Source organism: Paenalicyclobacillus ferrooxydans (assembly GCF_001399675.1).
In the GTDB taxonomy this organism is placed as follows: Bacteria; Bacillota; Bacilli; order Alicyclobacillales; family Alicyclobacillaceae; genus Alicyclobacillus_B; species Alicyclobacillus_B ferrooxydans.
In genome coordinates this window covers 18,718-45,600 of the sequence record NZ_LJCO01000085.1, presented here as the reverse complement: position 1 = coordinate 45,600, position 26,883 = coordinate 18,718, and the positions used below count along the sequence as shown (strand labels likewise).

The window sequence follows — 26,883 nt, the reverse complement described above, 5'->3', positions numbered from 1 at the left end:
GTCGCATTCCCTTACCAATGTGTTTTCGAAAAATGCACCCACAATCCGTGATAATAAGGTTTTTCAACTGATATCCCGACAACGGCTTCTCTTTCATCCGTCCGCAATCACACTTGCAAACCCACATTCGCTTGCTATTTCCGGTGATTACGTCAACGACAGTCAGGTGACCAAACTTCATTCCAATCAAATTGTCTGGAGCCCCCATTAGCTGCGTCCCTCCTGGGCAACAAACACCTGCCTACCGGTTGCCTGCTGCACCTTACGTTTGAACTCCGCTTCATCCGAGTTCGAACTCGATAAGTGAATCAAAAAGATTTCTTGAACTCTTGATAAGTCGTTGGCCTTCAAGAACTCGATGGCCGTTTCGAGTGACATATGGCTGCGCAACAGGCGACTCGCCAGAACCTGTGGAACACGACCAGACGCAACGTTTTCACGAAGAATTTCCGAGCTATAGTTGGTCTCAATCATTACGTGCGTCAGTCCCGAGAAGCGATAGCGACAGTAATACGAATCTGTGATGAACACCAACTTCTCGCCAGCCATGTTCGCCAGCAGGTACCCCATCGGTTCACTCACGTCATGCTGTACATCGAAAGGAAGTACGGTCCAAGTCCCAACCGTGAATGATTGGAGGGACTGGACCGGATGCGCTCGGTGGTGTCCATCTAGCCCAAGCGCATTCCAGGTACCATAACTCGCGTAGACGTCGATCCCGGCCTTCATAACTTCCTTCACCGACCGCGAATGATCGCCGTGTTCATGACTCACCAAACATGCGGCGATACTGCTCATCTGGAACTCCACGCCCCGCTGAATGTCCCGATAACGGATGCCTGCCTCGAGGAGCAGAGGGGTTGTCCCATCGCTAACCAGGTAGGCATTACCCGCGCTGCTGCTCCCCAAAGGCTTGATGCTGATCAAAACGGAGGATCCCCTGACGCTGCTTTCTTCATCTGCGGAGCTGCGTCGAAGTCGAAAGAAGACTGTTCTGCGTCAGTCGGCGCCTGACTATCTTGGAACTGGTACTCCACGTCGATAGGCTGCTGGTTGGCGTTCTCGCTAATTTCAGCTTCCACGGAAGCCTGTTCCGCCTCAGTCTCCGTACGACGGTAGTGCTTCATCACAAGGCTGCTATCGTCCGAGGAATTGAGAAACGTCTTACAAGCACGGTTGATAACTGTCTTCTTGCACATTTCTTGTGGGAATTTGTTGTGGGTACTGCCTTCAGATTCGGAGTTCATCTTGCTCTGCTTCCATGCTTGCTTGATTTCGGCAATGGTCATGAACTCAGTGAACTCGCGGTCATCCGCGTCCACCAGCGTGCAATAGGCGCCTACAATTTCGCCCTGCTCGATGGTCTCCACGGTCTGCACGTGCTTGGTTACCCTCTTCTTGCCACGCACAATCTCAAAAGCGAAGTCATCGCCCTTGTAGACAACCTCTGCAAAGATGTCTCGAGCCCCAGTAGCACTCTTTGTAACCGCCATGGTGCCCAGGTAACTGCGCTGACAGGTGAGTTTGTTTCCGTAAACGATGAAATAGCACTGGTTCTTCGCAGGATTAAGGCCCTGCACAACCATGTCGAGGAGTGAGTTAGCAATACTGTCGCGCGTGCATACCTCCAATGCTGGCCTATGCGCCTTGTCCTCGACGGATTGCAGTACCAGCCACGCGCTTTTGAGAGCATTCTCAGGACTGTAGTTGGCTGGGAAGTGCAACTCACCAGAGTCCTGAAACTGCCGAATCTTGTCCGCCACAATGTCGACTGTGCTTTTCTTGACGAGTGCGATAGTTTCTCCCACGTTAGACCGCCTCCTGTTCCAAGTCTTCAATCTCGAGCTTCTTCTTTGTTGGGTCCGCAACGAGTTCGATTAGCTGGCAATCAAGTTCAATCGGCGATGTCAGCGACTCGCGGTTATCAACCCAGACAGGCAACGAGTACCCGAAGTGCTTCTGCAGCGTTTCAAGGATGTCGAGTCCAACAAGAATCTTGCCGCCGGTGTTGAGACCTCCTGAGTAGGAGACACCCTTGTAGAGCGTTTCGCAGGTCTCGGTGAGGCCACCGTTGATTTGCTCCGTGAACAGCTTGAATCTGGCGTGCCTGAACTTGGAGTTGATCTTGTCCTCGAGCATGGACACCTTCGCCCGTGTGAACTCCTCGAGCAAGTACAACTGCCTCGACAACCGCTCATACTCGGCCGCCAACGTGCGCTCTTCTGTCTTGAGCTCGTCGGTACGTGCATTGAGCCTTCTAATCTGCTCGAATCGAGTCAACAGCGTTTCTTTGCGTCGAAGCTCATCCCGCAGGTCCATCAGTTCCGTCCGAACACGCTGCACATCGTCTAGCACGGATTGTCGCAGGCCGACAATCTTGTTGGCGACTGACTGTCGCTCCATTTCCTTCGCGCGGTATTCGATAGACTGGGTTGGGTCCGAGACCTGGGAAAGCAGTTTCTCAAGTTCCGTCTTGGCCTCCGTCACGGCTTGCTGTTGTTGTTTCAGTTGACAGTCCAGAAGCTCGATTTCCGACTGCAGCTGTTCGTTTGTTTGCTCCAGCTCATCAATGCGTGTCTTGGCTTTCTGAGCATCGTTTGTGATGGACTCGAGCTTCTCGGCTTTGTGCCGGTTAAAGTGAGCAATGGCTTTCTGTTTGGCCGCCTCCACCTCATCTTCAGGGAGGGCCTGTCCACACGTCGGACAGCTATCGGCCACACCTGTTTCAGCTAGCTCTGTGTTGTTCTCCGTGACCCAGTTCTCACGAAGCTTTGAAACTTTGGCCTCAAGTCCTTGAATGCTCTCTTGATTCGTTGCGATATCCCTCGATTTACGCTCAATCTCTCGGGTGAAGGTATCAACTTTCCCCTCGAGTTCCGATACAAGCTTGCGCTGAACAGTGACTTGCTCCATCACACCGAACTGAGCGTTGTTCTTGATTTGCAGCAGTTCAGCCTCGACCTCACGCAGCCGCTTCTCTTTTTCAGCGACTTCCCCGCCAGAGTGCAAACGGGTCTGTTCTGCCTCTTTGTCAGCAATCTTGGATTTGAGAGTGTCAATATCCGTTTGCAGTTCAATCTCATTCAGGCCGTCTGTGTCTGGCTTCGAACGCGATACCTCATCGATACGCACCGGAATCTTTTCGAGGTCCTTGTTCACCTGTGCCATCGCAGCCTTCACTACCTTGCGATGGTCATCGATACTACGGCCCTCGAGGAAAGACGGGATTGCGGAAAGTGATTGGTTGCTCTGGATAACCTCGTCGTCCATAACATCGCCGCAGACTTCAAGCAACAGACGACGGCGTTCTTGCCAGGTCAACTGTTCATTGAAGTGCATCGGATTCGTGAGGAGTTTTAACAAGTCTTCACTGACCAGCGAGTCAATGAACGCCTGGTATTCCTTTTGCTTTGCTGGGACCCCATCGATGTAGTAGTCGGTCGTATGACCAGTAAATTCTTCCGTCGCTGACCCGCGCTTCTTGGTCCATTTCTCGCTGAACACCTTACGAAGCACGACTGGCTTGCCATCAACGCGAAGCTCAACCGTGACGTCTGGCGACAAACCATGAATAACCTGGTTGCTCTCGTTAAGTGGCTTGATGTCAAACTGCTTTCGGCCAAGCGAATCCTTGTCCGTCAAGACCCAATCGAATCCATCGACTGTAGTTGTCTTCCGACTCTCGTTTGGTCCTAAAAGGCGCATATGTCGGCTAAACTCAATCACCATTTCTTTTGCACCCTTGAAGTTTCTCAGCGTTAATTTCCGTAGGTAAATCTCTTTCATCCGACTGCTACCTCCTTTCGCTCATCCATCCCGAGCCGTTGACGCAGCTCGTAATTTTCCTCGAGCACTTTCTCTACTTGGTCAGCCAGGTCGTAGAGTGTCATCATGTCCGCTTCCGCATGGGCCTGTACGTACGAACCAGCCAGCGCCATAACCTTTCCAACATTGATGGGTTTCCAGGCGGGTACAGGTGTTTTCGCTGTGACCAACGTATCGAGCCGTCTGGCAACCTCACGCAACTGCTCCTCTAGCGGCTTTGACATGACTTATCCCCTCTCGTCTGATAGAATGGGACCAACGGATATTTACCTGAATTCAGACCGTCCTCGGTGTCCGCCGTGGCGGTCTTTTGCTGTTCCCGGGATGCTTCCATCGCATCCAACTCTGCGCGAGCTTTCTTGAGCAGTTCCTCAAACGATGGGATTGACATCCTAACCCCTCCTCTCACGTTACGTACCGCTTGCCCTTCAGCTTTGCGTGATGGTCCTTGCTCAGCTGTAACATTGAAAATCCGTACTCCAGACACTGCACACCGATGTAAGCAGTTAGTGCGACCAGTGCATCAAAGCACTGTAACAAATGCTCGTAGCGGCGTTTCCTCTCCCCGTCCGTCTCGACATTGGGAGGACGGCTAGCGGGAAACCTTTCAATATTCAAAATCGCCTCTTGAACCTCATCTAGCGTTCGTTCCCGAACACTTGCTCGGTGTAGGTCGACGTTAGGACCGTCCAACCACGAAGGCCCATAACCTCCGCTTAGCTCACGCGCCAACTCTAGATATGCTGCTGGATGGTCCAACTTCTGACCAATCAGTGGTGCTACGTCGACAGCTGGCAGTCGTTCCCCGCGTTCCATCATGGACACCATCGACTTGCTGTACGGTACGCCGAGTTCGTCTTGCTGCAACCTGCGTTGTTTTCGAGCGATCTTCACCGCTCGTGCGATGGACAATGTGCCATCTCCTCTCCTGTGTATTCAGTTGCCAAAGTGCACGCTTCCGAGTGATACGCTTCATGTAGAACCTCACCAGGGCCATTACATACGAATCACCCCTCTCCGGCTTGTCCCACCTGCCGACCCGCGGCCCTGGTAAAATCCCTCTCAAGGAGCGACTTCACATGACCGCAGACCCCATTGATGAATTGCTTGATGTCCTCGACCAGTTACTTGACGACCTCTCGACCGCGCTGTCAGAACGGTACGGTTCGGCACACATCGACCTTCGTATTTCCGCAGTTCGAGCAGCTTCCTCGTCGTTCGACTATTCTTCAGCAGTCACCAGATTTCAGCAGCGTCAATCGACATTTTTGAGGTAAAAAGAGAACCGGATTGCTCCGGGTATTGCTTAGGCTGACTCTTCCTCGTCGTAAGCCATGGTCGTGCATTGAATCAGGTCCTCAGTACCTGAAAAGTGGAGCTCCGGATCTGGATGGAAGCACTGACCACTGTCCTGAAAGAGACAAGGCATGTCGCATCTAAGCACGCTGCGTCGCCTCACCTGTATTGCGGAACGCTTCCTCTTCCAACCATCGGAACAGCGCGTCCCGCGGGATGATAATTTTCCAGCCGTCTCTGATGCACGGAAAACCCTTGCGCCGCGTCAGCTCATACATCTTGTTCTTACCTAGCCCGATGACCTTAGCTGCTTCTCTTACAGTGAGCTGCGCAGGTACTGTGGAATCGACATTCACTGGACGAGGTAAGTTGCTCATTGCTTTAAGGACTTCCTCGCGCACAATCTGTCGCAGTACCTCTTCGTCCGCGACTACAGTTGCCATGTGAATCACTCCTCTCATTGTCATTTGCAGGAAGTTCCCTTCTGCCGTGGTTGGTTAGACAACGAATCTGCAGAATGGATTAAGAATCACTTCCCGTGACACTTAATTGGTTCGTTCCTGGCTTTCCGACAGAACAAATTCCTTCATGGGGAGCCGCCGTTGCCGCGGCGGCTTTCGCCTGAATCTGTCGACTTAAACTGTTGTTGAGTTCCCTGATTACTTCATTGGACAGCGACTGTGTCTGTTGCCTCAGTTCCTCGCGCACAATCTCGCGAACGCGTTGCTCATCCATCCTCAACACCTCCTATGCTGTGTGGTTCAAGGACTCTTCCTTTCTATGTCGAACCGATGATTAGAAAGGAGGAACTTGATATGGACTACACAGATGTTCGTCGCATCACTGCAACCATCGTTGCTCAACTCGGGAAGCAGCCAAATGAAATGAGCAACGAAGAATTACTAACCGTCGTGTCAAAAATCGTTGCCGAAGCTATTGCTCTGTACGAGCGCCAAAGAGCGGCAATACCTCATTCTCGTCACGTCTGAGATAGCGACCTTCCATCACTAATGCTGCGGTGCTCCGAATCATCTCCGGCAGGAGTTGCAGCTCCTCGCCGGAGCACCCATTTTCTACGCGTGTGCGAATCCATCTAAGAAGACTTGCAATCGTTTCGTCGACCTCGTCTATCACAAAGTTCACCTCCTAGGCTGTGTGGTTCCTCAGAAACGTTTCGTGTCCATTTTGGTTAAAAAAAATCACTTCTACAGACACGCCGTAATAGTCGGCAATGCGTTTCGCTAGGTCTAATGATGGATTGCGTTGATCGCGTTCTATCATCCCAAGCATTTGCGGTGTAATCCCGAGTTCCAGAGCAACTTCACGTCTGGACCTTGTGCCTCGAAGCTTGATTAAGGCATCTCGCCGACCACGTTTCAAACTCATGCACCACCTTTCACATAGAAACATTTCGTTTCCTTTATGAGTTCATCATATAGAAACATAACGTTTCTGTCAATCTATTTTAGAAACTTTTTGTTTCTAATGTAGCATGGAAACTACTTGTTTCTTAGAATTGACATGAGGTGTCCTACATGTCCTTCGGGGATCGATTGGCACGACTAAGAAAGAACAAGGGATTAAGTCAATATGAGTTGGCTGATCGGCTAGGCTTTTCGCGCGGGAAGTTGGCTAATTATGAGCAAGGACAACGCGAGCCTGACTATGCCACTCTCAAGCAATTAGCCGACTTCTTTGAGGTCACGACGGACTACTTGCTCGGCCACGACACGTCTTCTAACAATATCTCAACTGAAGAGACGGATTTCCTCCGTTGGATCGACGAGAACATGGACGATGCAGACGTGTTCTTCTATGACTTTCACAAGTCGCCTGAGGAACAAAAGAAGCAATTCATGGAGACCATGCGTGCATTGTGGGAAGTGGAGAAAAAGAGGGGTAACATTAAGCCGAAGGAATAAAAAGTACGAAGTGGGGCCGACGCCCCACCTGTTGGGTCAACTGTTCAGATTAAAAGTAATCGTGTGATTGTTGAAGCTAAAATCCATAAAGTACAATGTGAATTGTGTCGCTCCTGTCTTCAATGGACCAAAGACAACATTCCCCGTTAGTGACTGACCCGGCTCTATATTCCCACTGGACCCGTACAACGAATCATCTTGACTTACAAATGGTACTTGGCTTCCGTTGTCTGAAATCGTTGCTGCGCTCATGATTGCAGAATCAGCATTGGCATTTGCGCCAGTGTTTGCGATTGTCATGTTTATGACTGTCGACTGTGCCGACGCGTTAATACTATTGAAGGTAATTTTTGTACCGTCTGCAGCGGTAAATGTGTACGGCAGCTTGGAGACTCCAATTACGGTACCGTCGGGCGACGCTACACTATTGCTAGACGTCATCGAAAACGTCGTCCCATCCCAGCCAACGTTAAATCCGGACTTCTTCAACGCCTGCTCAATCGAATACAACTGGACGTAGGTTGTTCCCCCATACACCAATTTCGGCGGCGAGGATATTGTCTGACCATTTAAGGTAATTTCTGATTTTCCTGCAATCGCCTGAACTGCTGCAGTCCCGGCGAATGCGACGGTCCCTGTTAACATACTGCCTGCCACAAATGCCCCCACGTAACCGGCTAACTTTTTCATTGTTTCACCCCATGAAAAATTTGTAAGTTCTCTCCTAATCAGAGTTCGCTATACAACTCAGATATCCTCTCAAATATATTATTTATTTCCGTATAATCCCTTCCCTTCCCGCACTGTTCGATCTAAAATACGAACATACGTTCTTATTTATGAGGTGATTCGACAATGCAATACGAAGACTTGGCTTTGTATCGTCCAACTCCACTGGAGTCTGCAATCGAGTCGTGGCTACGCAAACTTGATATGTTGAGCCCTTATGAAATTGACCTCGACATCATTGCACAGGAACTCAATATTGAACTTCGTTACCTTCCACGAGAAACCAATTCGGTACGCCTTGGTGACACGCATTTCGTGGTGGTCGACAGTCGCCTACACTGGACGCAACAACGCATTGAGATGGCTCATGAGATAGGGCACATCCTCATGCACGCAGGAAATCAACTCCGAATGCCAGACGACTTACGCAATCTGCAGGAATGGCAAGCGGATCGCTTCGGTATGTACCTGTTAATGCCCACCTTTATGGTGGCAAACTGCCTTACGTCCGCATATAGCCGCAAGCAAATGCTCCGTCAGCTGGCTGAAGTGTTCGACGTCACGGATGTATTTGTGGATGTGCGACTCAACATCCTCGAGCAGCGCATTCGAAGTCTACAGTGGGACCAACAAGTCGCAAATGTCGTTGCAGAACAACGCCAAATGTACGACTACACATACCCTCACCCGACGAACAAACGTATTGAATACATGGTCAAAGACGGCTATGTCATCGGCAGCCGCCGCAGGGCTGAATAGGAGGCTGTCACATGACTGAAAACTTCATACCCATCATTGGTCCAATTCCTTCACTGGACACCGTTGTCTGGCAAGAAGACGATACCAAACGTGAGCTCGTTGTTAAGTCCTGGGCGCCCTATCAACGGTTTGCAGTAGAGATTGGAGACTCCGGTTTGGACAGCTTTGGACTTACGCAAGGCAACTTTGGTGTGTTTCGTTCCGCACGATGGCCAGACCGGGAGTGTCAAGTATGTCTTGTTCGATTTGGTGATGAGGTAACGATTCGTTTGATTGAAGGAATTAACGCCACAATGGTGACACTTCGTGTCTCAGGGGACCGCATTCCACCCTTGGAGCTTGAACCTACGGACTTTTCCATTGTCGGCATACTGGATGGCGTCATTGACATAGAGTTTGCGAAGGTGGTCGAGCCACAGGCAACCGAGTTCGACTGGGGGTGCTGAAATGCGCGGACACGTCGCACAGAAGGGCAAACGATATTATCCGGTAGTATTCCTTGGCTTTGATGAGAATGGCAAACGCAAATACAAATGGTTTGAGGGTCACGATTCGCAACGTAAGGCAGAGAAGGCACTCGTCCAGCATCTCAATGAAGTCTATTCGGGGACATTCGTGGAGAGCCGGCCGGAGCGTCTGGGGGACTACATGCGTCGTTGGTTGGACGACAAGTCGGCACAAATCAGACCGTCCACGCTGCGCTCGTACAGATGGCTGGTAGACGGCCATATCATCCCTGGACTTGGTGACATGGTCCTGTCTAAACTTCGTCCCCAGCACTTGCAGCATTTTTATACATCGCTCCGTTCCGGCGAGAAGCCATTGTCGAATCGCTCCATTCAGTTTGCACACACGCTGATTCATGAGGCGCTCGATCGCGCAGTCAAGTGGGGCCTCGTATCGAGGAACGTTGCAGACGCTGTTGATGCCCCGCGGCCAGACCGGAGCAAAGGGACAACCTGGACCGTCGAACAGACGATGACATTCCTTCGAGACAACAAGAAGCAAGAGCCTAGATACTATGTTGGATTTGTGCTAGCTATCATGACCGGGATGCGCAAAGGAGAAATACTAGCGTTGCGATGGTCGGACATTGACCTCGAGAACCGTGTCCTTCAGGTAAACCGAACTCTCACATGGATTAAAGGGGAGGCCGTCTTTCAGGAACCAAAGACGGATCGAAGCCGGCGGATGGTTGCACTTCCTGAGGATGCAGTCACAGCCCTTCGTTCTCATCGTTCCACCCAAGCACATGAGAAACTAATCATGGCGTCGGAATATGCCGACCATGACCTTGTGATAGCAAGGGTTGATGGGCGCCCAGTAAACACGAGAACGTTTGACGATGCCTGGTACCGTTCCCTCGAGCGCGCAGATGTACCTAAGATACGTTTTCATGACCTGCGTCATACCCACGCCTCATTGTTGCTTCAACAGGGTGTCCATCCGAAAATCGTCTCAGAGCGTCTTGGACACTCCAACATCAACATCACACTGGACACTTACTCGCACGTACTGCCTGGTCTGCAACAAAAAGCAGCTGACGACTTCGGCCAGCTGCTCAGTGAAAAGAAGCGTTCTAATCTCAATTCTAATCATAAGTGAAAGAAGGTCCGGACACACTCGGGAAACTTTCTCAAAAAAACCTTACGTGGCGCGGATTATCGGAAAGGTTAAGTGGGATTCGTGGGTGGAGGGGACAACCTACACAGGACTTAAAATCTGCCGGGGATAACTCCCCGTACCGGTTCAAGTCCGGTCCTCGGCACCAAAAGAATCGTGGTATGAGGCGGTATCTCAGAAGTTGGGATACCGCCTCTCTTTGTTGACTGGGTATATCCCGTCACATTTGACGCAAGGTCCACGTTGTCTAAACGTGCATAGCGCGGGAAGTTTTCACAGGTCGAGTGGAGCATGAACGAGCTTAGTGTCAACCACCCTAACTGCATCGAGTAATGTTCGGAGGGATGCTGTCGATGCGGTGGACGATAGGTCTCATGTGGTTTTCAGTTATATTAGCCATCGGATTCGCAATTCTCGATATCATTCAAGGGCACCTAGGCGGTGTATTCTTCGACGTCTTCGTGGGAATGTGGGCCTTGTGGCAAATGGAGAGAATCGACCGATGGAAACGACAACGTCGAAAGTGAACCTACTCAATGTGCGCTTACTGTGATACCATATGACGTCTTCTATCGAGTTCTCGCCAGTCTTGCTCGATGATTAGAAATGATTTAATCATTGTGGAAATAACCCATGCACCCACACACCGCAGTCTCATCGACCGAAACTCTATTTTGGTCTCTATTTTAACGTCTTACGAAAGGGGGAACATACGGTCTACACTTTGATACGAAGGGGAGAACGAATTGACCTTTTTAGCTCCAATGCAGGTCGCCCATTATGCTTATGATGCAGGTTTTCGGGGTAACGCTCTGGTGACAGCTGTAGCAGTGGCCGATGCTGAGTCAACGTTCGACACTTCCGCGGTAAGCCCGACAGATACGTGTTTTGGTTTATGGCAAATCGATGAAATGCATGCCCGTGGTAATCCATCGGCTCTTCTGAATCCAAGTTTTAATGCAAGCATGGCGTATTCGGTTAGTGACCATGGAACCAATTGGAGTGCATGGACTACCTACACAAACGGATCGTATCGACGATATTGGAGTGTCGCTGAAGCCGCTGCCCACGCAGTCAGTCAATTGTCATACCCGCACCTGAATGTTCATGTAAACGACACACCCTTCCCTGCCATCGCCAACCATAACGCCACGTATCTCCTATGGACTGCCCTCTCCAAGTGGAATATCCCACACCAGTACCTCGGTAACGGTAAATTCTCCGTTGATGGACACACAGTGCAAGGCATTGTCTATGACGGCAATACCTATCTCAGCTGGGGTTCGATCCCTGATATTCATGTGACAAAGACCAACGGCGAATTTAACTTCACCGATAGTTACTAAGTTACTACTTGTACTGCTTCAAACTTCTTTGGATCACAAGAGGCTGTTCCGTCATTCTCGGGACGGCCTCTTGTTCCGTCTCGTCGAGGTATTTGTTGCCTCTCACAGCCCATAACCTCACCACCTATCTACACGATCCACCCCATCTCCCGTCCAAAAAGCTTCCAGTCCTGTTCTGTCAGTTCCAAGCGTCCATAGTTAACCTCTCCATGAGTCTGAGTGCGTTTTTCTACGTTGATGATCAGGACAGACTCGCCCTCCTTGACAATCGAGAGCACCACTTCTGATGTGCCAAGAAAGTTTTTCCATTGACCGAGCACCTTGTCATCTTGAGTCTTATCCTGAAGCCTCTTGAGCAAATGCTTCACCTCCAGTTGCCTAAATTGTAAGATCTGAATCTTAACTACATGTTGAGCCGATATGAAGAGATGATGAAGAACGCTTGGTTCATCACCGCGCGATGGTCGAGACATGGCAAGGCTTCAGACCTGATTTTTCTCTGGTTTGGTGCCAACGCTCAAATGGCTGTAGTCGCAACGGGGCTTATGGCCATCGTGCCAGGGTTCAGCCTGACATGGGCTGTACTCGGCGTCGTCATTGGAACGTTAATTGGGACCATCTTTATGGCGTATCACTCTGCTCAGGGTCCACATTTAGGCATCCCTCAAATGATACAGAGTCGAGCGCAGTTTGGTTATTACGGCGCTGTCATTCCACTTATCATGGTCGTTCTGATGTACTTGGGCTTCTATGCAGCTGGTGCAGTCATTGGGGCGCAAGCGTTGGCGATGCTGCTGCATGTCTCTGTCGGTACGGGTATTCTGATTAGTTCTGCTGCAGTTTTCCTTTTGGTTCTCGCTGGATATAACATGATTCACAAGTTCAACCGCTGGATGTCGTATTTTTTCACGGCCGTATTTGCAGTCGTAACCGTCCTGCTCATCATCGGAAGTCCAGTCGGGCACACACAGGCGGCTGCCGCCAGCGCGGTTCACCCAGGTTTTATCCTGGGGCCATTTTTACTCAGCATATCTCTGGCGGTGATCAACACGCTAGGTTATGCACCGTATGTGGCCGACTATTCCCGATATTTGCCACAGAGTACCACGGTCAAGTCAACGTTTTGGTACACCTATTTTGGGATTGTGATCTCAAACAGTTGGATGATGATCCTAGGGGCGGTGATGCAGGCCCAATCTCCGAGCAGTGATGTGCTTAAGGGATTCGCAACGCTTGGGTCCACTCTCGGTCCGTGGTTCCGAATTCTGGTCCTGCTTGCGGCCGCTCTTGGAATTGTGAGTATCAACGCGCTCAATATCTACGGCGGATTTATGTCTTCACTGACGATTACAAGCACATTTTTACGGAAGCTCAAACCAACACTCGCGCTTAGGGTCTGGTTCATCATTCCCATCAGCATCATTGGAACGTACCTCGCGTTTCTGGAAAAAGGCAGTTTGTTAAGCAGTTTTGATGCATTTCTTGGCGTGCTCATCGACTTCTTGGTTCCGTGGACGGCGATTAACCTGACGGATTACTACTTCGTTCGTAAAGGAAAATATGATATTCCGGACATTTTTCGGCCTGGCGGTCAATACGGGAAGTTTAATTGGGTAGCCTTGATGGCGTATGTCGTTGGGTTTCTCGCTGAAATGCCTTTTATGAATACGACACTCCATGAAGGCGGTATTGCAAAACTGCTTCATGGAGGAGATATTTCCTGGATAGTTGGCGTGCTTGTTGCAGGCGCAATTTACCTATTTGCAGCGAAGCGGTCTTTGGCTTCTGCAACCGCATCGGCACAAGACAGTGATGAAAGGTCTGCCTCTCAAGTTTCTTAACGACAACAAAGTCAAACCATACCCAAGGCCGGTCGAAGCCAATCCTTAGGACCGATCTTGTTTCTCCCGAGCGGTATTTCAAGTAAGTGAGATATCGCTCTTTTGTTGTGTCTCTATGGTGCTCATCTCGCATTGACACATTGCGTTCAAACGCGCGACACTTGTAAAACAATCGAACAACCTGAGTGCCAACCTAATCTTGGTGAAGGCACCCACCAGGAATTGCTGGAGAATAACCGGCTCTATCGTGACCTGTACGAGGCACAGTTTGCTGTCCAGGAAGCCTAGGCCTTCTTGATACACGAACGTATGTTCGTGTCTAATCCAGTTAGACTCATCTGAGGGAGGCTGGATTGAAGTGACGAATTATCGTTTCTGGCAGGTCTACAGCGACCCAACTCCGTATGCGACACCCACACGAGCCGATATCGTCGCGGAGCATTACTCAGAGGCGATTAAACGATTTTGCAATGCATATGGATTTCAGTTAGAGGACATCGACAAAGACCACGTGTGGGTCGACAGTCAAGGCGCCAGTATCGAGTATTTCGTGAATTGGTGAAATGGCTTGAACGCTTGATCCGCCTTGTCTTTCACGTATAATTAGGGGCGCCCGTGAACGCACCTTAGATCTGACAGCCTGCCGTTCGATCAGAACAAGTTCAAAGCATTCATGGCAAACACAAGCATCCATTGCTTGTGTTATTTGCTTGTGTTTGGCTTCCCCCAAACGAAAGCCCGTACAGTCTTAGATAAGCTGAGAGGAGAAGAGAAGAGTGAGTAACACCAAAGAATCTGCAACAAGGACGCAAGCCACTGCCGGTACCCACGACGCCACCACACAAGACCTGAAACGCCAGCTAAAACCACGGCACATCATCATGATGGCTCTCGGGGGAGCCATTGGAGCCGGACTGTTTAAAGGATCTGACACGTCTATCAACCAAACCGGACCAGGTGCGCTTGCAGCGTACTTGCTTGGTGGACTCATCTTGCTATTCGTTATGCAGGGACTTGGAGAAATGGCAGTACATCACCCCCAGGCCCGAACATTCCGTGAACTCATCCATCCCCTGCTTGGTCCCTTCGCTGCACATCTGACAGGATGGATCTACTGGCTTGATTGGGTTCTTGTCATGGCCGCAGAGACGGCTGCTTCGGCAGGTTTTTTGACGTACTGGTTTCCAACCGTGCCTGTCTGGCTGCTTGCACTGATTGTGTCTGTTGTAATGACCGTATTGAACCTCTTTCAAGTTGGTGTCTACGGAGAGACAGAATACTGGATGTCTGGCATCAAGATTGTGGTCCTCGCCCTTTTCGTGATTTTTGGCATCATCTTGCTGTTTACCGGATTCCACGGACAACCCGCCCCTCGTTTCTCGCATCTGACGGACGCTGGCGGTTTCTTTCCACACGGACTCAACGGATTTGCATCATCGCTCCTCGTTGTGATGTTTTCCTTTGGTGGAACCGAAATGATTGGCATGACACTCGGCGAGACAGACAACCCGGCGCGTATTATCCCTCGCGCAGCACGAGGGGTGATTTTCCGCATTCTGCTGTTTTACGTGCTTCCGATTCTTGTCATCGTAAGTCTCGTACCATGGAATCACCTTGGAGCAGGAAACAGTCCATTTGTAACTGTGTTCCAATCAGTCGGCATCCCTTACGTGGCTGGTGTGATGAATTTTGTCATGTTGACCGCGGTACTGTCTGCCACGAACTCGGGGATGTATGCAGCGTCCCGCATGCTCTACACCCAATCCCTGAGCGGTCAGGCACCTCGCTTTTTTACGCAGCTCTCAAATCGCAAAGTTCCGATTCGAGCACTGCTTGTCAGCACCTCATTCTTATATGTTGGCGTGATTGTCGCGTTCTTTGCGAAAGGCAACACGTTCGGATATCTCATGACCATTCCTGGGTACTCAGTGATTCTGGTCTGGATATTGATTGCTGCCGCTCACCTGAAGAGTCGCAGCCAGCGTAAGGGCGCACCACATTCGTCAACAGGTGGCAGCGTGATCGGGAGTTGGTTTGCCCTCTTTGCGCTTGTGGCGATATTCATCGGCGTAGTGGCAACGACACCGATTTGGGGAACAATTGTGATGGTCATTGTGCTCGCACTCGTAACGGTTGGCTACTTTATGCAAGACCCAAAACGACGCACTACTGACTCGAATTAGCCCTTATTGCCAGTGCGCCTTCCTGACAGGCGAAGACAAAAAAACTGCTCCCAGGCTCATCCATGAATGAGCCTGGGAGCAGTGCTATTTTTATCGATTGCTCGACGCTTCCAAACAAGTTATCCTTATTTCATAGCCTTCAGCAGATTAGACGAATGGAGACGGGTTTTTATGCATTACATCGCACTTTTTCTGAAAGATATCGTGACTCCGGCAGTTGGAGCCCTGATTATTGTCTTACTGCTTTGGGCTTGGATAAAGTCCAGAGATGAGACCTGACTCCCATGACCGATTGAGAAACGACGACTTGTTTACACTGGCAGCAGCGCCCATCGCATCCCCTGCAGTGACAGTCCATGTCGATTGTCCTGTACCGCCCCGGACCAACTCAGGATTTGCCATGACCCTTTGAGCTTGAAGAATATAGCGGTCCAATTGTTGGCTTACTGCAATCACGTCCGGATGCGTCAGAGACTGGACGTCCTCTGCCACCTGGATCATCTTGGACCGCAAATACTCTGGAATTTCTACAATGCTTGCCATATTACCATCCCTCACCGTTTCCACTCGTCACAACAGTCATCATTATACTGCGGCATTCGTGGGGAATGTGTGACAAGTTTGACGATCGAGGTCGAATCCCGTCGATCCCACCATTGAAATTTCTGTGACATCTCAATCGTATTCAAAATTATCCTGTACAGCTCAATTTCAAATATAACCGGACGTTATGATACAGCGCTCCTGCGTCGGACGCCCTTGCGCTGGCGGCGCAATTTCGCCCCTTTTACAGCCCTCATGGCTGTAGACCCCCGAGATTTTCGCGCCACCCCCCTATCCGTGACCTTGGCTTTCACACCGACAGGCTTCGTTTTTCCTGTTGCAGAGGGATTGCCAAGGCGTCTTGTCAGGAAGTCTGCGGTGAGCGTCATGCCGGCCGCATGGGATCCTTTAACAAGGATGGTTGTATTCGGACCTATGGTCTGCACTAATTTTCGGTGTAATGCACTTCGGTCGGTAAAGTGGTGTACCCTCGACTTCGGGAACCCAGCCCGAATGGCAGCATTACCAATGGCCGGTGTAAACCGTCCGATTGTAAACAGGTGTGCAATCCCCTTTTTCGCGATGTGGCGCCCTACCTCTTGATGACCACGTACTGCGTATTTCCCCAGAGCTAGCATGCTGCCGAGCACGGCAATTTTTGAACCCTTCCCAACTTGACTCAAGGTGTCGATCGCGGCAATGGCTGCATTGGGATTGGAACTGAAGCTGTCATCAATCACAGTGATGCTCCTGGAAAACCGCCGTATGGTCATCCGACGCGCCATCCGTCGAAAACGCCTCAAACCCATCCTAATTTCGTCGTATCGAAACCCAAGTGTGCGAGCTACCGCAATCGCCGCCAAAGCGTTGTATACATGATGTCGTCCTGAAATGGGGATGTAAAAGGTTTGTTTCCCGCCGCCCGTCTTCAAGTCAAAGGCCATCCCGCCAGCTGCATAACGGACATTGCTGCCCCGATATACAGCCTCATTATGGATGCCGAACGTAATCGTACGACCGTGGAAATTTCCCTTATCCATGAGTTTTGTGTTCGGATCGTCTCTGTTAATGACAATGGTCCCGGTCGGTTTCATGTACCTTATTAACTCAGACTTTGCCCGGGCCAGTTTCTTGACATCGCCGCCGAACGCGCCAATGTGGGCAGTGCCAATGTTTGTAATCACCCCGTAATTGGGCTGGATAATCTTACAATGTTTGCGGATATGCCCTGCACCCGACATCCCGTATTCAAGTACAACAGCCCTGTGGTTTGGCCCGATTTGCCTGCGGTATTTTTGTGTATGGGTATAAAAGTTCCAGTTATCTGCAGATTTGAATATTCTCCATCTCGTCGAGAGGATTGCCGCAATCATCTCTTTTGTTGTCGACTTCCCGGCGCTGCCTGTAATCGCAATCACCGGCCGCTTCAAACGTAAGGTCTCAGCCATGTCCACCATCCCTCCGGCTTGGCCTCCCCCATCTCATACTCCGTACCCATGCGGAGACCAATCTGCACCAAATATATGGTCTAGAGGCGTTTGTGGTATAGGTCTCCATCCTTACAAGACCGAGAATATTTCACATACGGTATGTAGAGCAGGGTCAACGTGTCGTTCACAGGGCGTTGGGGCGTTGGTGTGTCGTTCATTAGGAGGGTATAGCATCATACAAGGGGGGCGAAGTATGACGGTCATCCACATTGCAGCCGTCGGGGATATTCTGATGTGGCAACGGCAAATCCATGCAGCCAAAGTGGCTGGTCAGAACAAGTATTCATTTGACAGCATGTTCCAGCCGGTTGCCCCGTTCCTGCGCAGAGCGGATTTGACAATCGGCAATCTCGAGACAACCTTGTCCGGACGAGAATCAACCTATCAAAGACGTCAGCCAAAGACAGGTTGGCCTATGTTTAACTGCCCGGATGAGCTCGCTCCCGCATTGAAACGCGCTGGTTTTGATGTGTTGGTCACAGCAAATAACCACTGCATGGACCGAGGCATTTCCGGCTTGCGGCGAACGCTTGGCGTACTCGACAAGGTCGGTATCAAACATACGGGGACCTACCGCACCTATGCGGAGTCACAACAATACCTCATCAAAAACGTAAAAGGCATACGTGTTGGTATTCTATCCTACACCTACGGAACAAATGGAAACAAGGTACCAGCAGATGCACGCTACGCAGTCAACTACATTCATATGGGGAAGATTAAGACTGACCTAAAACGAATCAAACAGAAATCCGATGTCGTCATTGTCGTTTATCACTTTGGGCAAGAGTTTCACCGCTATCCAAATGCGCGTCAGAAGGCCTTGGTGAAACATGCTTTTCAGAACGGTGCAGATATTGTGTTTGGTGTTCATCCGCACGTTCTACAACCCACAACCTTACAGTGGGTGGCACAGAGTCACGGGAATAAGAAGCGAAAGTTTGCCATCTATTCACTCGGCAACTTCATCTCCGACAAAATGATGAGTGATCCCTATTCAGCCAGCGGGGTTATTATGAACCTCCAGCTTCAGAAACAAAGTAACGGAACAGTGACCATGCAGAAGATAACTGGAATTCCGACTTGGGTACACAAAATACACACCAAATCCAGGGTTAAGTTTCGCGTCTTGCCAGTACGCAAGTACTTGAAAACCCCGGATGGTCTGTTGACGAAAAGTGATATCCGCACAATGCACACCGTGAACCGAAACACCAGTGTTCATCTTAAGGTCTAGCTAAACTGTCACCCTGGAACCACTTCTCGTACAACTCAAACGATTCTCCACTGCGGCTGGTGATGGAACTCTTCACGCGCCAGCCCAGACGTTCGTAAAACCGTCCGGCTCCACCTTCTTCGAAGGGGAGTGTCACCAACTCCACGCAATCAACGCCAGAATGTCGAGCCTTCTCCTCGTACACGGATACCAGTTTAGCCCCAATGCCGAGTCCTCTTAATTCCGGGTCAACGAACAAATGCGTAATTTCCCCAACACGAGGGTCTGCTGGCAGATGATTCAGGCTTGTCTCATTTGCGGACGACTCTGCTGGCGATGGTGACGCAGACTCCGCTGACTGGGCTGGTGGTTGATGACGCGCTGGCGAAAGTTGCCGAAGAACGCCAAGCACATATCGTTTTAAACGCGTTTCTACAAGCGCTTTGGCCACCTTCGGACGTGCCAAAGCGCTCATCAACAGCGAGAGGGCGAGTGTCGATCCATGCCTTCGTGTCAGCCTCCGATAGTGCTGGACCGGATCAACCGAGCCGAGTAAACCGCCGACCACATCTTTGCCCCGTACAGCTACAAGCACGACACCATACGGGCTCTCAGAAAACGCATGGTAATACCGCCTCAGGAACCGCTGACCGAGTGAAACAATAAACTCATCCGGGAAAATCGCCCTGTGCATACGCACGGCAGCATCAGTGAAATGTCTGGCTGACCCAAGCACGACAATTTGAATATTTTCTTCTTGAATATCTTCTTCCATAAAGCCCTCCGTATGAACAAAACACAAATGCCGTTTCGTGTGTGCCCTAGCTCGCTGGTCCCACCTGTTGCCATTCTACAGCATTTTGGCCCACTTGGACTCGCCCTTCAAACACTTGGTACCACATCAAAAAGGACAGTAGTGTCCATAGCTCTCGACCGTAGTCGCGAGCACCGCTGCGGTGCTGAAGGAGCATGTCTTCTACGTAGCGAGCAGAGAAGTAGTGTCGAATTGAGCTGGACTGGAACACATCCCACAAGAGCTGGCCCATCGATTCCCGCAACCACTTTCGATAGGGTACAGGAAAACCGAGCTTTGGTCGCTCACGGACTTCTTTTGGCAGCCACTGCGCAGCAGCCTGCCGGAGAACATATTTGCCTTGCTTTTCAAAGACTCGATACTCTGTTGGAACAGTAGAAGCAAGTTCGAACAAATCGGTGTCCAAAAACGGTACGCGCAACTCAAGAGAGTGCGCCATCGTCATTTTGTCTGCCTTTAAAAGAATGTCTCCAGGCAGCCACGTGTTGAGATCGATGATCTGCATCCGAGTAATCTCATCGACATGATGATTTTGCCGGTAAATGGGATCTGTGATCCGATAGGTCGGATTCGGTTCACGTAAAAAGGCGCCGGATTCAAACAGGGTATGTTTCACGTCTTCATGAAAAACGTGAATGTTTCCGAGAAATCGCCGCTCGAGCGGTGTGGTGCCTCGGAGCAAAAAACTTTTCCCTTTCATCCCATACGGCATGGATTCGCCTACGCGCCTCGCCAACGTTGTCGACCAATTCGGCAGATGTTTGAACAGCGCAAGAGATTTTGGCTCATGGTAAATGGGATATCCGCCGAACAGTTCATCCGCACCCTCACCGGATAACACGACCGTAACATGACGTTTCGCCAGTTCGGACAGATAATAGAGTGCCAATGCGCTGGGATCGCCGAGCGGTTCCTCAAGGGCATCCAACATGACTGGCAAGTCCGTCCAAATATCCTTACTGGAGATAACTTCGAACTCATTACGTAAACCAAGCAGTTGCGCTGTCTGCTTTGCAAATTTCAATTCGTCAAGGTGTGGCGCAGCATCCTCAAACCCAACAGAAAACGTCATTAAATCCTGCTCACGAGCCGCAATTGCCGCGAGCGTACTGGAATCTACGCCGCTTGACAGAAAAGAACCGACACGGACATCACCTTGCAGGTGGCTGTGTACACTTTTTTGTAAGCCTTCCCGCAACGCCTCGGTGAAGTCGTCAAAGGACATGTCATAGCGAGGTTTATATTCTGGACGCCAATACTGATAGCGCGACAATGTGCCATCACGGTAGCGAAGAATATGAGCAGGCGGAACTTTCTCAATCCCGCGAATCAGGGATTCCCCCGCCGGAACATATTGAAATGTAAAGTAGTCCCACATCGCTTGCTCGTTCAACGAGAAATATGGATGCACTGCCAACAAACTTCGCAAGTCGGATGCAAACGTCAATCCGTCAGACGTATGGGAGAAATACAGTGGTTTGATACCAAACGGATCACGAATCAGGTAAAGGTCTCTTGATTTCAAGTCAACGATGGAGATAGCGAACATCCCTCGCAGATGTTGAACTAAATCGATGCCATACTCCTCGTACAAATGCACAATGACTTCTGTATCAGAACTGGAAGCAAACACGTGCCCGCGGGACTCCATCTGCGCCCGGAGGAACTTGTGGTTATAGATTTCTCCGTTGCATATCACCCAGACCGAACGGTCCTCATTGGTCATAGGCTGATGACCATGCGCTAAATCAACAATGGACAGCCGACGAAACCCTAGGCCGATACTGCCATTGACCATAAAACCGTCTTCGTCTGGTCCGCGGTGCATCATGGTGTCGGCCATGGTCCGCAGTTCCTCGACCACAACGGGTCTCCCCTGATTTCGATACACGCCGCATATTCCGCACATATCCACACCTCAGATCTTTTCGCTGGCTGTGAAGTGAGTATAAAAAAAGAATGTCAATCGGATTTGCGCGAACTGTCAACGGAATATGTTGACTTGTCAAGAATTTGTGGTGGTGAGTGAAGTATCTCCATAAAATCACGAAATATCAATTCTTAGGCAGTGAAAAAGGCCCGCTGAGGGGCCTCACGGTTACTGTCATTATAATCTCACCCAGCAAGCTTAAGGTACCAATTTCAGTGCAGCCAGTTTGGTATTCAGCTGGCGGAGTTGACTAATGACTGCCCCGGTCTGCTGATTGAGCGCACCGAGTCGCCCCGCCTCTGTTGTTGCTGTCGATGCCGAGGTCGTGGACGCGGTCAGGATGTCTCCGTTCGCCCTGCTCACACTTCCAATGTTCTGACTTACGGCGGTTGTCGTGCTATAGACGCTGTTCATCCCAGACAAAATCATCTGCTCACTCGCACCAATCGCCTGCAAGTGACGATTCATGAGAGCGAGGTTTTGTACCGTCTTTTCCTCCTGTATCTCGATTGTCGCCAAGGCAGACGTCGTCGCCGTCAGTGGATTCAGGGCTTTTGCGGTCTTCCCCACAAGTGGTACAGTCGCCTGAAGGTCACCGTTCAGTTGGGTCATGGAATGGTTCATCTGTCCCTGAATGCTGGTTTGCTCGGTCATGGTGTACCCGAACAGCCCGATGCCAACCAGCGATACACACCAGGATAGGATGCGAATAACGCGTGTGACGGGCATCCTGATATCCCCCTTTCACCCTCTATTACTGGCCACCAAGCAGGCCGAGCAAGCCCGAGCCTGTGTGATTTGATGACGTCGATCCCGATGAGTTCGTCGATGCCGATCCCGATGAACCATTCGATGTCGCCCCCGACGAACCAGTCAAGCCGCTCGTCACACTGTTTGCAACAGAGCCGAGACCGGATGCTAGTGTGGATGCACCTGTGGACCCGAGTGACTTGGTTACAGTCCCAAGCGGATTCTTAAGCAGATTCACCGGGCTCTGGCCTGAGAGTAGTAATTGATTGACCTGGCCGAACACGCGAAACTCCTGCTCAGATGATTGCAGTTCTGCCAGCAGGCTGTTCAGTTGAGCATTCAAAGTGTCACTTTCCTGGCCCGTGGTTTCCATGGTGCCGGCGAGACCTCGAAGTACACTCGCGCTCTGGTTAATCTGAGTCAACAGCTGACTCGACTGTTGCCGAACCACGTTGGTGACTCCAGCCGTACCTTTTTCAGCACCGAGAATCTGTCGCATCAGACTGACGTTTTGACTTGTCAGCGCTATTTGGGTCTGTAGCTGACCCGCCAGTGCTTGCCCGGTCGCAGTCTGTTGGGACAGGATTTGCTCTTGAGTTCTGAGGCTGCCAAGCTGACTCTCGACGTGATTCACTTGCGATTTCAGTGCTCGCGTGTTCGTCAGAATCTGACCGGTCGTCCCTTTTAATGCACTGACCATCGAAAAGATGTTTCCCGTTTTCGGGAGATGCTGCACAAGCGGTGTTGCGGCTGCGCCAGCAGCACAGATGGCAGCAATCAATCCTGAGACGGCAAACGCTTTCTTTTGCCGCAAGAAGGTCTCAAACGAAAGTTGCATTGTTATCCCTCCTCGTCATGGAATCAAGGCCGTCTTTTGATTCATTTGAACAAGATCTTGGCGGATACTGTCTTCGTCGGCCAACATCACGCCGAGGTTATTCACCACGGATCCATTGATTTGGTTCAGCTGACCAAGCGTACTAAGAATGTGCAGTTCTGACGCCGAAATTGATTGAATATCCGATTGCGATTGTCCGACGCCGGTTTTGATTGTCGATACGGATTGATTAATCCCTGTGACTGTCTGCGAGAGACTGGCCAGCCCCGATGCCATGTTCGCAGATGCGGTTTGAACTTGGACCAGGGTTGCCTGCATTGATTCGGTCGTCTTTTGTAATTCCGTCAGCCCTCCAAGCCCCTCTCCAAGCTGGCCGGACAGTGACTTGGCCTGACTGACCTGCTTCGTAAGCGTGATTGTCTTTGCTGCCATGTCCTTCTGCAGCCGAACCTCCACAAGGCCGTTTATGCCGAGTAACAATAGTCCAACGGGAATGATGGTACGCACGATCCCGATCCACGTCACCTTCATCCTGCCACCCCCGGAACCTTACTGTTCATGCTGTGAACAGCCTGTTTCATCTGGTTCATATTGCCTACATCCTGCTGAACCATTCCGCCGAGTGCACTGAGCGTCTGTTCAAGATTGGTCATCGAGCCGTCGAGCTGATGCAGCGATGCGGCAATTGATGCGAGGTGAGCAGCACCTGCCTTTGTCTGTCCGCCGATGGAGTCGTTGATCTGCAAGGTTTGCTCATTCAACTTGTTGATGAGAGCGATATTTTGTTCTAATTGTCCTGTCGTCTGATTCGTTGTCCGCAGTGTCTGATTCATACTGTTTGCCGTATTCATCAGTGTCGTCAAACTCTTGTTATTTTGGATAATGGCTGATTCAACATCGACGAGCTGACTTGTAGAATGCAGGCTTGATCGTAATCCGACGTCAAGCTGACTCAATCGGACCGTTGTCGGTACTGTCATGCCCAAGAGACCTAGTACGACCACGGCACCAACGCTGCTTACCACTTTTCCAAGCACACGTATCACTTCCTTATACAGGTCTCATGTGACTCCCATCAGCATACAGGTCTCATGTGACTCCCATCCGCGGACGACATACCGTCTCCGTATAGTTCTCATCAGCGGATCAGCGTACCACGGACCGAACTCTGAATTCGGACGTGCTGGCCGTAATCCCGCGAGGTTGAAGGACGGGAACCGGTGCGCTCGTTACGGCACCTCACTCGCCACAGTCTGTGTCTTGGCGGTTGCATCGTTTAACTTACTGGCTATCTGCTGGTTGGTGTTTGCAATGTTTGCAGCGGTGGATGATAGTTGTTTCGCCGTCTGACTCATATTTGCAGCGGCATCTGACTGACCCTTGGTTGTTCGAGCGACACTGCCGAGGTTTCTGTTCATCGTGGACGCAAGATTGGCGAACTGCTTGCTCAGCCCAATCTCATCTACACTCAAATTCTGCAGTTCAGCTAAGCTGTTGTTTTGTTGATGCAAACCGCTTGACAGTGTACCGAGTTGCGTGGCAAGTTTCGGACTCAGTCCCGACAGATTTTGCACCTTGCCCATTTCCCCGACAATTTGGTTGTTGGCTTTGTCAATCTGTGCATTGTTGTGTTTGACCTGACCCAATGTGGCAAGGAGATTGAGGTTTGCTGGCAACTTTGGCGGACCGACCAAGACTATGAGGACACCAACTGCTGCAACCAAAGCGAGTCCGAACCACATGCCCCACCGCCGCTTTTTGCGCTTGCTCTTCATGGAATCTGCAGCAATATTCGCGTTGGTTTCTGTCCCTGCCGAGGCTGCGGTCTCCACACCGCTGTACGGGACATTCGGAACATGTGTAATCTGATCGGGAGGAGACGGAGGGACTGAGCCTGTAAGGCCCGTCTCCGGATCGCCAAAGATATCAAGGAAGGAAATACCCTCGTACATCTGATTGATCTCGCTTTGGTATTTCTCCAACACCACTTTCGACTTGACTTTTAACGTCGGCGTCAAGTCTCCGCTCTCAATACTGAACGGGGCTGTCAAAAGAACGGCACGTTTGGGTTGCTCAAATTCCGCAAATCCAGTCACTGATTGCTGAATCTCTCGCTGCAGGAGCCTGCGTACCTCTAGATCTGAAACCCACGATGGGTAATCGCTTTCAGAATGACCCTCACGTCCGAGTTTGTCTGCAATAGCTGCAAAATCTGGAGCAACCAGACAGGCTACATACTTTCGCTGGTCTCCAACCAACACTGTGTCCACGATATATGGACTGAGGGTCATGGCGTTTTCGATTGGATACGGGGCCACATTCTTCCCTGTGGCTAACACGAGCAGGTTCTTTTTACGCTCCACGATACGCACCCGACCATCGACCAATTCAGCAATGTCACCGGTGTGAAGCCAGCCATCGGAATCGATGACTTCAGACGTTGCTTGCGGATTGTTATAGTAACCACTCATGACATTCGGCCCTTTGACCAAAAGCTCTCCATCGTCTGCAATCCGAATCTGAAGGTTTGGGAGAGGTTTACCTACCGTTCCCGGTTGAATGGACTCCAGCGTATTGACCGCAATCACGGGTGCGGTTTCCGTCATGCCGTAGCCCTCGCAAACAGGGATACCCGCCTTTTGGTAGAATGAGGCGATATCTGCGGCTAAGCCGGCCCCGCCTGACACGACGGCACGGATACGACCGCCGAGCCCTCGCTGCAGCTGCCGATAGACAAGGCGATCGGCCACTTTGCTTTTCCAAGTGCCCATCGGAGCCTCGATGCAGGCATGGACAAACCTCGCAAGAAATGCCGGTTTCTCCTGAAGGCGTTGCAAAATCCCCGCATACACCTTCTCGAGGAGGCGCGGTACCGTAACCAATACGGTAGGTCGAACTTCCTGAAGGTTAGCCTGAATGGTATCGAGCCCTTGTGCATAAGCGACTGTTGCTCCGGCTGTAAATAAGCAAAAATGACCGACCGTTCGTTCGAATATGTGCGACAAAGGCAGGTATGACAGACTGATATCGCTTGGTTCCACTGGCAGAACAGACAAGCAAGCCTCAATGTTCGAACTCAAATTTTGATGTGACAAGATGACGCCCTTTGGGGTGCCCGACGTTCCAGAGGTGTGCACAATGGTTGCCGTTGAAGTTGCCGGAATGTCGTCAATCTGCCGTTCGTCAAAAGATGAGACATCTGCTGTCTCAATGATGTGCTTCATCGATTCGACACCAACGGAAGATGACACCTCTTCTCCCTCGAACAACACAACACGTGAGACAGACTGTGGCAACAGCGGCACTAAGTCAACAACCAGGTCCCACGAGCCGGCCAACAGGCACTTGACGTCCGCATTTTTCAAGATGAATGCTGCTTGCGGTGCCGTGACAGAAGGGTAAATTGGTACTACACTCGCGCCAATGGCCATCACGGCAAAATCGCAGAGCACCCAGTTTGGGGAAGATTCAGCGAGGATTGCGACCTTGTCTCCCCGACCCATTCCACGCGCTTTCAGGCCTGCGGCAACCTTCATAACCTGTTCCCACACGAACCCGTACGTCCAAGTTCGATACTGTCCATCCTCTTTAAATTGCAGGCACGGATGCTGGGGATTTCGGACTACTGACGCACGAAATAATTGAACAACGTTCAACATCATCCCCCCTGATAAGTGTTTGGGACACCAGGCTGAGTCTCTTCGCCTGGAGAGTTGTCGAAAAAAACGGTTGCACGGTCAAAGATGAGTTCTAGAATTCGTCAAGACCCGAGTCGACT

Annotated in this window: 32 protein-coding genes; 11 read left to right on the top strand and 21 right to left on the bottom strand. The window is 50.8% G+C overall.

Features of this window, described 5'->3' with window-relative positions:
- Window positions 1-207: 207 nt before the first annotated feature.
- Genes AN477_RS19740 through AN477_RS19715 form a run of 6 tightly spaced genes read right to left on the bottom strand, consistent with a single transcriptional unit; the run spans window position 208 to window position 4,737 of the window.
- Window positions 208-927 (bottom strand): MBL fold metallo-hydrolase, encoded by a 720-nt coding sequence (locus AN477_RS19740; RefSeq protein WP_054970906.1) that lies wholly within the window; start codon window positions 925-927, stop codon window positions 208-210.
- The gene (locus tag AN477_RS19735; protein ID WP_054970905.1) at window positions 924-1,808 is read right to left on the bottom strand and encodes a recombinase RecT; all 885 of its coding nucleotides are present in this window, start codon (window positions 1,806-1,808) and stop codon (window positions 924-926) included. The genes AN477_RS19740 and AN477_RS19735 overlap by 4 nt, the downstream gene beginning before the upstream one ends.
- A gap of 1 nt (window position 1,809) precedes the next feature.
- On the bottom strand, window positions 1,810-3,786 hold the full coding sequence (locus tag AN477_RS19730; protein ID WP_054970904.1) for an AAA family ATPase: 1,977 nt from the start codon (window positions 3,784-3,786) through the stop codon (window positions 1,810-1,812).
- Complete coding sequence (locus AN477_RS19725; protein WP_054970903.1) at window positions 3,783-4,049, bottom strand: hypothetical protein; 267 nt, start codon at window positions 4,047-4,049, stop codon at window positions 3,783-3,785. Before AN477_RS19725 ends, AN477_RS19730 begins: the two co-directional genes overlap by 4 nt.
- Entirely contained in the window at window positions 4,034-4,216 is a 183-nt protein-coding gene (locus tag AN477_RS19720; RefSeq protein ID WP_054970902.1) for a hypothetical protein, read from the bottom strand. The genes AN477_RS19725 and AN477_RS19720 overlap by 16 nt, the downstream gene beginning before the upstream one ends.
- Before the next feature lie 14 nt (window positions 4,217-4,230).
- On the bottom strand, window positions 4,231-4,737 hold the full coding sequence (locus tag AN477_RS19715) for a helix-turn-helix domain-containing protein (RefSeq protein ID WP_054970901.1): 507 nt from the start codon (window positions 4,735-4,737) through the stop codon (window positions 4,231-4,233).
- Between the two features lie 167 nt (window positions 4,738-4,904).
- Here AN477_RS19715 and AN477_RS19710 point away from each other — a divergent pair, with 167 nt between their 5' ends.
- Window positions 4,905-5,102, top strand: coding sequence for a hypothetical protein (locus tag AN477_RS19710; protein ID WP_054970900.1), 198 nt, complete (start codon window positions 4,905-4,907; stop codon window positions 5,100-5,102).
- Window positions 5,103-5,261: 159 nt separating this feature from the next.
- Here the strand turns inward: AN477_RS19710 and AN477_RS19705 are convergent, their stop codons facing one another.
- From AN477_RS19705 to AN477_RS19690, 4 genes are all read right to left on the bottom strand, one after another.
- Window positions 5,262-5,564 (bottom strand): helix-turn-helix domain-containing protein, encoded by a 303-nt coding sequence (locus AN477_RS19705; protein WP_054970899.1) that lies wholly within the window; start codon window positions 5,562-5,564, stop codon window positions 5,262-5,264.
- 79 nt (window positions 5,565-5,643) lie between these two features.
- Window positions 5,644-5,856, bottom strand: coding sequence for a hypothetical protein (locus AN477_RS19700; protein ID WP_054970898.1), 213 nt, complete (start codon window positions 5,854-5,856; stop codon window positions 5,644-5,646).
- A gap of 198 nt (window positions 5,857-6,054) precedes the next feature.
- On the bottom strand, window positions 6,055-6,255 hold the full coding sequence (locus AN477_RS19695) for a hypothetical protein (protein ID WP_054970897.1): 201 nt from the start codon (window positions 6,253-6,255) through the stop codon (window positions 6,055-6,057).
- Between the two features lie 12 nt (window positions 6,256-6,267).
- Complete coding sequence (locus tag AN477_RS19690; protein WP_245631905.1) at window positions 6,268-6,501, bottom strand: helix-turn-helix transcriptional regulator; 234 nt, start codon at window positions 6,499-6,501, stop codon at window positions 6,268-6,270.
- A gap of 155 nt (window positions 6,502-6,656) precedes the next feature.
- Between AN477_RS19690 and AN477_RS19685 the strand changes: the two genes are divergently transcribed.
- Window positions 6,657-7,043: a helix-turn-helix domain-containing protein gene (locus tag AN477_RS19685; protein WP_054970895.1), complete on the top strand. Its 387-nt coding sequence runs from the start codon at window positions 6,657-6,659 to the stop codon at window positions 7,041-7,043.
- A 36-nt stretch (window positions 7,044-7,079) separates the two neighbouring features.
- Here AN477_RS19685 and AN477_RS19680 read toward each other — a convergent pair whose 3' ends face one another.
- Complete coding sequence (locus AN477_RS19680; RefSeq protein ID WP_054970894.1) at window positions 7,080-7,733, bottom strand: stalk domain-containing protein; 654 nt, start codon at window positions 7,731-7,733, stop codon at window positions 7,080-7,082.
- A 165-nt stretch (window positions 7,734-7,898) separates the two neighbouring features.
- On the opposite strand from AN477_RS19680, the gene AN477_RS19675 reads away from it, so the two are divergent.
- The 5 genes from AN477_RS19675 to AN477_RS19660 all read left to right on the top strand — a co-directional run bounded on the left by AN477_RS19675 (window position 7,899) and on the right by AN477_RS19660 (window position 11,500).
- On the top strand, window positions 7,899-8,531 hold the full coding sequence (locus tag AN477_RS19675) for an ImmA/IrrE family metallo-endopeptidase (protein WP_054970893.1): 633 nt from the start codon (window positions 7,899-7,901) through the stop codon (window positions 8,529-8,531).
- 11 nt (window positions 8,532-8,542) lie between these two features.
- Complete coding sequence (locus AN477_RS19670; protein ID WP_054970892.1) at window positions 8,543-8,977, top strand: hypothetical protein; 435 nt, start codon at window positions 8,543-8,545, stop codon at window positions 8,975-8,977.
- A 1-nt stretch (window position 8,978) separates the two neighbouring features.
- A complete protein-coding gene (locus AN477_RS19665) occupies window positions 8,979-10,136 on the top strand; it encodes a site-specific integrase (RefSeq protein WP_054970891.1) in 1,158 nt (385 codons plus the stop codon).
- Between the two features lie 371 nt (window positions 10,137-10,507).
- Entirely contained in the window at window positions 10,508-10,681 is a 174-nt protein-coding gene (locus AN477_RS24775; RefSeq protein ID WP_157062081.1) for a hypothetical protein, read from the top strand.
- Window positions 10,682-10,900: 219 nt separating this feature from the next.
- Window positions 10,901-11,500: a transglycosylase SLT domain-containing protein gene (locus tag AN477_RS19660; RefSeq protein WP_054970890.1), complete on the top strand. Its 600-nt coding sequence runs from the start codon at window positions 10,901-10,903 to the stop codon at window positions 11,498-11,500.
- A gap of 128 nt (window positions 11,501-11,628) precedes the next feature.
- On the opposite strand, the gene AN477_RS19655 is transcribed toward AN477_RS19660, so the two are convergent.
- Entirely contained in the window at window positions 11,629-11,859 is a 231-nt protein-coding gene (locus tag AN477_RS19655) for a hypothetical protein (RefSeq protein ID WP_054970889.1), read from the bottom strand.
- Between the two features lie 72 nt (window positions 11,860-11,931).
- On the opposite strand from AN477_RS19655, the gene AN477_RS19650 reads away from it, so the two are divergent.
- The 3 genes from AN477_RS19650 to AN477_RS19635 all read left to right on the top strand — a co-directional run bounded on the left by AN477_RS19650 (window position 11,932) and on the right by AN477_RS19635 (window position 15,524).
- A complete protein-coding gene (locus tag AN477_RS19650) occupies window positions 11,932-13,341 on the top strand; it encodes a purine-cytosine permease family protein (RefSeq protein WP_054970888.1) in 1,410 nt (469 codons plus the stop codon).
- A gap of 358 nt (window positions 13,342-13,699) precedes the next feature.
- On the top strand, window positions 13,700-13,903 hold the full coding sequence (locus tag AN477_RS19640; protein WP_054970886.1) for a hypothetical protein: 204 nt from the start codon (window positions 13,700-13,702) through the stop codon (window positions 13,901-13,903).
- A gap of 319 nt (window positions 13,904-14,222) precedes the next feature.
- Window positions 14,223-15,524, top strand: a complete 1,302-nt coding sequence (locus AN477_RS19635; protein ID WP_054970981.1) for an amino acid permease — start codon at window positions 14,223-14,225, stop codon at window positions 15,522-15,524.
- 237 nt (window positions 15,525-15,761) lie between these two features.
- Here AN477_RS19635 and AN477_RS19630 read toward each other — a convergent pair whose 3' ends face one another.
- Both AN477_RS19630 and AN477_RS19625 read right to left on the bottom strand, forming a co-directional pair.
- On the bottom strand, window positions 15,762-16,067 hold the full coding sequence (locus AN477_RS19630) for an aspartyl-phosphate phosphatase Spo0E family protein (protein WP_054970885.1): 306 nt from the start codon (window positions 16,065-16,067) through the stop codon (window positions 15,762-15,764).
- A 185-nt stretch (window positions 16,068-16,252) separates the two neighbouring features.
- Window positions 16,253-17,515: a UDP-N-acetylmuramoyl-tripeptide--D-alanyl-D-alanine ligase gene (locus tag AN477_RS19625; RefSeq protein WP_083486514.1), complete on the bottom strand. Its 1,263-nt coding sequence runs from the start codon at window positions 17,513-17,515 to the stop codon at window positions 16,253-16,255.
- Window positions 17,516-17,750: 235 nt separating this feature from the next.
- Here AN477_RS19625 and AN477_RS19620 point away from each other — a divergent pair, with 235 nt between their 5' ends.
- Window positions 17,751-18,794, top strand: a complete 1,044-nt coding sequence (locus AN477_RS19620; RefSeq protein WP_054970884.1) for a CapA family protein — start codon at window positions 17,751-17,753, stop codon at window positions 18,792-18,794.
- Here AN477_RS19620 and AN477_RS19615 read toward each other — a convergent pair.
- The 7 genes from AN477_RS19615 to AN477_RS19585 all read right to left on the bottom strand — a co-directional run bounded on the left by AN477_RS19615 (window position 18,784) and on the right by AN477_RS19585 (window position 26,761).
- The gene (locus tag AN477_RS19615; protein ID WP_054970883.1) at window positions 18,784-19,548 is read right to left on the bottom strand and encodes a GNAT family N-acetyltransferase; all 765 of its coding nucleotides are present in this window, start codon (window positions 19,546-19,548) and stop codon (window positions 18,784-18,786) included. The genes AN477_RS19620 and AN477_RS19615 overlap by 11 nt on opposite strands.
- A gap of 46 nt (window positions 19,549-19,594) precedes the next feature.
- Window positions 19,595-21,496: an asparagine synthase (glutamine-hydrolyzing) gene (gene asnB / locus AN477_RS19610; RefSeq protein ID WP_054970882.1), complete on the bottom strand. Its 1,902-nt coding sequence runs from the start codon at window positions 21,494-21,496 to the stop codon at window positions 19,595-19,597.
- A gap of 219 nt (window positions 21,497-21,715) precedes the next feature.
- Window positions 21,716-22,246 (bottom strand): hypothetical protein, encoded by a 531-nt coding sequence (locus tag AN477_RS19605; RefSeq protein WP_054970881.1) that lies wholly within the window; start codon window positions 22,244-22,246, stop codon window positions 21,716-21,718.
- Between the two features lie 25 nt (window positions 22,247-22,271).
- The gene (locus tag AN477_RS19600) at window positions 22,272-23,105 is read right to left on the bottom strand and encodes a hypothetical protein (RefSeq protein WP_054970880.1); all 834 of its coding nucleotides are present in this window, start codon (window positions 23,103-23,105) and stop codon (window positions 22,272-22,274) included.
- Between the two features lie 15 nt (window positions 23,106-23,120).
- Entirely contained in the window at window positions 23,121-23,636 is a 516-nt protein-coding gene (locus AN477_RS19595; RefSeq protein WP_054970879.1) for a hypothetical protein, read from the bottom strand.
- Window positions 23,633-24,142, bottom strand: a complete 510-nt coding sequence (locus AN477_RS19590; RefSeq protein WP_054970878.1) for a hypothetical protein — start codon at window positions 24,140-24,142, stop codon at window positions 23,633-23,635. The genes AN477_RS19595 and AN477_RS19590 overlap by 4 nt, the downstream gene beginning before the upstream one ends.
- Window positions 24,143-24,334: 192 nt before the next feature.
- The gene (locus AN477_RS19585) at window positions 24,335-26,761 is read right to left on the bottom strand and encodes an AMP-dependent synthetase/ligase (RefSeq protein ID WP_054970877.1); all 2,427 of its coding nucleotides are present in this window, start codon (window positions 26,759-26,761) and stop codon (window positions 24,335-24,337) included.
- Window positions 26,762-26,883 lie beyond the last annotated feature (122 nt).

Bases quoted from the DNA above. Each gene is read 5' to 3' on its own strand.
- AN477_RS19730 (WP_054970904.1), bottom strand. From the start codon at position 3,786: ATGAAAGAGATTTACCTACGGAAATTAACGCTGAGAAACTTCAAGGGT.
- AN477_RS19725 (WP_054970903.1), bottom strand. From the start codon at position 4,049: ATGTCAAAGCCGCTAGAGGAGCAGTTGCGTGAGGTTGCCAGACGGCTC.
- AN477_RS19720 (WP_054970902.1), bottom strand. From the start codon at position 4,216: ATGTCAATCCCATCGTTTGAGGAACTGCTCAAGAAAGCTCGCGCAGAG.
- AN477_RS19710 (WP_054970900.1), top strand. From the start codon at position 4,905: ATGACCGCAGACCCCATTGATGAATTGCTTGATGTCCTCGACCAGTTA.
- AN477_RS19705 (WP_054970899.1), bottom strand. From the start codon at position 5,564: ATGGCAACTGTAGTCGCGGACGAAGAGGTACTGCGACAGATTGTGCGC.
- AN477_RS19700 (WP_054970898.1), bottom strand. From the start codon at position 5,856: ATGGATGAGCAACGCGTTCGCGAGATTGTGCGCGAGGAACTGAGGCAA.
- AN477_RS19685 (WP_054970895.1), top strand. From the start codon at position 6,657: ATGTCCTTCGGGGATCGATTGGCACGACTAAGAAAGAACAAGGGATTA.
- AN477_RS19680 (WP_054970894.1), bottom strand. From the start codon at position 7,733: ATGAAAAAGTTAGCCGGTTACGTGGGGGCATTTGTGGCAGGCAGTATG.
- AN477_RS19675 (WP_054970893.1), top strand. From the start codon at position 7,899: ATGCAATACGAAGACTTGGCTTTGTATCGTCCAACTCCACTGGAGTCT.
- AN477_RS19670 (WP_054970892.1), top strand. From the start codon at position 8,543: ATGACTGAAAACTTCATACCCATCATTGGTCCAATTCCTTCACTGGAC.
- AN477_RS19665 (WP_054970891.1), top strand. From the start codon at position 8,979: ATGCGCGGACACGTCGCACAGAAGGGCAAACGATATTATCCGGTAGTA.
- AN477_RS24775 (WP_157062081.1), top strand. From the start codon at position 10,508: ATGCGGTGGACGATAGGTCTCATGTGGTTTTCAGTTATATTAGCCATC.
- AN477_RS19650 (WP_054970888.1), top strand. From the start codon at position 11,932: ATGAAGAACGCTTGGTTCATCACCGCGCGATGGTCGAGACATGGCAAG.
- AN477_RS19635 (WP_054970981.1), top strand. From the start codon at position 14,223: ATGATGGCTCTCGGGGGAGCCATTGGAGCCGGACTGTTTAAAGGATCT.
- AN477_RS19630 (WP_054970885.1), bottom strand. From the start codon at position 16,067: ATGGCAAGCATTGTAGAAATTCCAGAGTATTTGCGGTCCAAGATGATC.
- AN477_RS19625 (WP_083486514.1), bottom strand. From the start codon at position 17,515: ATGGCTGAGACCTTACGTTTGAAGCGGCCGGTGATTGCGATTACAGGC.
- AN477_RS19620 (WP_054970884.1), top strand. From the start codon at position 17,751: ATGACGGTCATCCACATTGCAGCCGTCGGGGATATTCTGATGTGGCAA.
- AN477_RS19615 (WP_054970883.1), bottom strand. From the start codon at position 19,548: ATGGAAGAAGATATTCAAGAAGAAAATATTCAAATTGTCGTGCTTGGG.
- asnB (WP_054970882.1), bottom strand. From the start codon at position 21,496: ATGTGCGGAATATGCGGCGTGTATCGAAATCAGGGGAGACCCGTTGTG.
- AN477_RS19605 (WP_054970881.1), bottom strand. From the start codon at position 22,246: ATGCCCGTCACACGCGTTATTCGCATCCTATCCTGGTGTGTATCGCTG.
- AN477_RS19600 (WP_054970880.1), bottom strand. From the start codon at position 23,105: ATGCAACTTTCGTTTGAGACCTTCTTGCGGCAAAAGAAAGCGTTTGCC.
- AN477_RS19595 (WP_054970879.1), bottom strand. From the start codon at position 23,636: ATGAAGGTGACGTGGATCGGGATCGTGCGTACCATCATTCCCGTTGGA.